Genomic DNA, 4,128 nt, shown 5'->3' on the forward strand with positions numbered 1-4,128 from the left:
ATTATGAACCTGCCCGGAACCCCGCCGGTAAGTTTCATAACTCGTCGCGCCGTACGTCACTACGTTCTAGGTCTGGCTCTGCCAGCCCTTCGAGTTAACTCCCAGTAAGGTGCTAAAGCACCAACTGGAAGTAAACCTACGGCGTTGCACCCTGGCAGTGGTTACCACTCCGACCCCACACGCCTTCGCCCACCACCCCGACCGACGCGGCCTAACACAACCGTCGCAACCGTACTTACAGCGACTCTGGTAGGGATAGGTTGCGCGCCAACCAATAAGCGTACGAGTTAGCCACGAAGTAACGGGAACCTGCGGGCGGCCTTTGGGAAGGAGGCGTCGTACCCGGAGACGTAGTTGCTACGACTCCGAAGCGCCGTAGGAACGCAGTGACGTACGGCGGCAAATTCTGGAGACAAAGTGGTTTTCTTTGGCTCCAGAATTCGTGGAAGACCGGAACGGGCTGGAGCGTGCGGGTGAAGCAATTACGGCGTAGGGTACGTAAGCCGCAGTCCCAAAGGCCACCCGCATGTTCACACCCACTACTCCGCCTTTGCCAACTCCTGTTGTTTGAGGCGGCGCATCGTGCGGAAGTAACTGGCGATGAGGACCGAGACCGAGCCAATCCACGCCAGCGGGTTCGCCATCGCGGCCCCCGTGAACCCGAGGCTGGTCACCAGGATGACACCAGCAAAAATACGCATTACGAGCTCAAACACCCCAGCGAGCGTCGGCACCAACGTCTGCCCTAGCCCCTGCAACGTGTACCGCACCGTGAACAACAGTGCCAGGAACCAGTACATGCTGGCGTTAAAGTGGAAGTACGTTTGCGCCAACGCCGTGACGTGCGGCACCCCACTGCCCAAGAACAAGTTAACCAACGGCCGGCCAAAAATAATGATGACCGCGCCCAAAATGGCGGACGTCGTCATGTTGAGTGCCAACGTTTGGTGGATACCCTTGCGAATTCGCCCGTATTCCCGCGCACCTTTGTTCTGCGCCGCATACGTCGCCATCGTCACCCCGAACGAAGCTGCCGGCAGCGACGCCAGCTGGTCGATCCGACCCGCCGCGGTGTACGCGGCAACCGCGTCCGTCCCCAGCGTGTTGAGCATCACCTGGATGATGACCGCGCCAATGGCAATGATGGACTGCTGAAAGCCCATGGGCAAAGCAATCGTCATCTGCTTACGCACCTCAGCGGCATCAAACGTCATGTCACGCCGACGGACCACCAGTAACGGAATACGCCGCCGAATGTACCACCAACAACAAAGCGACGAGAAAATTTGCGCGGTCACCGTTGCCCAGCCAGCGCCGGCCACGCCCATATGAAACTTAAGGATGAACAGCAACTCCAACAGGATATTGACCACGGTCGCCAGCACCAAGAAAATGAGCGGCGTACGCGAATCACCCAGCGCCCGAATCTGGTTGCTCAGCACGTTAAAGGCCATCGACGCGCCAAAGCCGATGAAGATCACCCGCACAAACGCGGCCGATTGTTGCACAATGTTGGCCGGCGTCTGCATCAGGTGTAGCAGCGGCACCGTGAAGGTCACGGACAAAGCCGTACCGATGACCGTGATGATTAGCCCCAACCAAATGCTGGCCACAAAGCTTCGCCGCACACCCCGATAATCCCGGGCACCATACGCTTGCGCGGTGGGAATCGCCAACCCGGACGAGGTCCCCTGCGCGAAGCCAATCACCAGAAACGTGAGGCTCCCGGTCGCCCCGACGGCTGCCAGTGCGTTCACGCCAATGGTCCGCCCCACGATGAGCGCATCCATAAAACTGTACAGCTGCTGGAACACGTTCCCAATCAGTAACGGGATGGTAAACAGTACCACCAGTTTGATTGGGTTACCCTTTGTTAATGAACGCAACTTTTATCCCCCTTTGAGTACGTTAGTGTAATTATAGACAACTTTGCCGTAAAAATAAGCCCCCGGCGAACGTAAACCGGAGGCCAATCAGTATTTATTTATGGTCGTGATGACGACCGAACGGCCACCAGCGCAGGCGCTTACGGGCAAAGTCGTGCATCCGCCCCTTACTGCCGTGAATGTGCCCATAAAAATACTCGTAGATACAGGCATTAATCACCGCGCCCACCATCACGATGAACGAGTTAATGAACAGCCATAGTAGTAGGATCACGAAGGCCGCCAGGGTGCCGTACGCACTAAACCCGCTGCCAAAGTAGTGCATGTACAGCGCAAACGCGTAGGAAACCACAAGCCATCCAGCCGTAGTAAAGGTCGCGCCGGGCAGAATCGTCCAGAACCGCATCTTTGCGTTCGGAATAAAGTAATAGCACAGGACGAAGGCCACCAGCAGCACCGCAATTGTGATGGGCCACTTCAAAGACTGGAAGGTCCCCACCCACGAATCAGCAATCTTAGTGTGCTGGACCACCCACTCGAGCACCTGCCGGCCAAAGGTAAAGACCAACACCACGGCGATGACCACCCCAATCAGGATGACCGTCAACATCATGGATACGAGACGTGACACAAAGAAATTTTGCACCGTCGCCCGAATACCGTACGCCCGGTTGAAACCCGAACGCATGGACGCAATACACAGACTGGCAGCCCACAAGGTGAAGATGGTCCCAATCCCGACCCAGGTTGTACTCGGCTTGGCCGCCAACGACTGCAGTACGGGCGCAATGGTGGCCATGACGTTTTTCGGCACGACCTGGGTCACGGTTGTACGCAACCCAAAGCTGGAGACGCCGACGCGTGACACCAAGTTAAAGACAATCAGTGCGGCCGGAAAAATCGACAAGATGGCATAATATGCCATTGCCGCTGCCGTCTGGTCAATCTGAGCTGCGTTCACCCGCCGCCCAAGCAAACCAACGATGGCACCCCACCGCTCTTTGGTGGATAAGTGCTGTAAATGGATGGGCGCACTATCCTGTTCGTTATGGTCGTGCAGATGTTGCCACGACTCCGCACTCACGCGGTGCCCGAGAACCGTACGCTTGGGCATACCTTCCCCTCCTCAATACTAAAGCGATTACTACCACTACCAGCCAAAAAGAAACGGCTAATCAACACGGTTACGAACACCTAGACGTCCGCCGCCGTGCCAACTAACCGTTATCCGTACCTACCAAGCGTTTTAGCTTAACACGCTATTATAGGTACTTGGCATCAAATTCAGGATCCTGACTCGTCAAAATCTTGGGACCATCATCAGTGATGGCAATGGTGTGCTCGTACTGTGCGCACAAGGAACCGTCGGCGGTCACGTAGTATTCCCAGTTGGTCTTAGGGTCTTCTTTGGCCGTAATCTCCCAGGTACCCGTCGTAATCATGGGTTCGATGGTGATAGTCATACCGGCCTTGAGGCGCAGGCCGTGCCCCGGCTTACCGTAATGTGGCACGTTAGGCGCTTCGTGCATGGTCGGCTGGATGCCGTGACCAATCAGTTCGCGCACGTCACCGTAGCCGTTTTCGACTTCGGTGTACTGCTGGATGGCATGGCCAATATCGCCGATGCGGTTGCCGACAACAGCCTGGTCGATGCCGAGGTACAAAGCCTTCTTGGTGACGTCCATCAGCTTCTGAGCTTCGGGACTGATGTCACCAACGGCATAGTTCCAGCAGGAGTCGCTAATGTAACCGTCTTTGTCCACACACATGTCCACAGCGACAATGTCACCGTCGTGGAGAATGAGGTCCTTACGCGGTTCTGCGTGGGCCACTTCGTCGTTAACGGACACACAAGTGGCGTACTGGTAGCCTTCGAAGCCCATTTCACTAGCGTGGGCGTGGTGGTCGTTAATATACTGCCGGGTAAATTCTTCGATTTCCCAGCTTGAAATACCGGGCTTGATAATGTCGCGCAAGCCCACGTGCACACCGGCCAGCACGGCGCCGGCGCGGCGAATACCGTCAATTTCACGGTCTGTCTTAATGGTAATCAAATATCTCTACCTCCATTTGTTATCTTCACCATAATACACCAAAACACCCGTCATGTGTGACTTTGGGGGTGTGGGTCAGTGCTGGCAAAGCGGCGGTGGGGTTGCGGCTTTCGTGGCCAGTACCGTGATTGCTACGGTAGTGGCTGGCGGCAGCGTAGGCCGGGCCGGTGAGTTACGGCTTACGTGGG

At 56.3% G+C, this 4,128-nt stretch carries 3 protein-coding genes; all 3 read right to left on the reverse strand.

Annotation, left to right across the window (positions count from 1 at the left end):
- Positions 1-539: 539 nt before the first annotated feature.
- Positions 540-1,886 carry an MATE family efflux transporter gene (locus LPA02S_RS10970; protein ID WP_056956827.1) on the reverse strand — a complete coding sequence of 449 codons (1,347 nt, stop codon included), beginning with the start codon at positions 1,884-1,886 and terminating at the stop codon, positions 540-542.
- 94 nt (positions 1,887-1,980) lie between these two features.
- Entirely contained in the window at positions 1,981-3,000 is a 1,020-nt protein-coding gene (locus LPA02S_RS10975; RefSeq protein ID WP_056956828.1) for a YihY/virulence factor BrkB family protein, read from the reverse strand.
- 148 nt (positions 3,001-3,148) lie between these two features.
- Complete coding sequence (gene map / locus LPA02S_RS10980; RefSeq protein ID WP_054650828.1) at positions 3,149-3,940, reverse strand: type I methionyl aminopeptidase; 792 nt, start codon at positions 3,938-3,940, stop codon at positions 3,149-3,151.
- Between the last annotated feature and the right edge of the window lie 188 nt (positions 3,941-4,128).

Source organism: Lacticaseibacillus pantheris DSM 15945 = JCM 12539 = NBRC 106106, from assembly GCF_001591865.1.
In the GTDB taxonomy this organism is placed as follows: domain Bacteria; phylum Bacillota; class Bacilli; order Lactobacillales; family Lactobacillaceae; genus Lacticaseibacillus; species Lacticaseibacillus pantheris.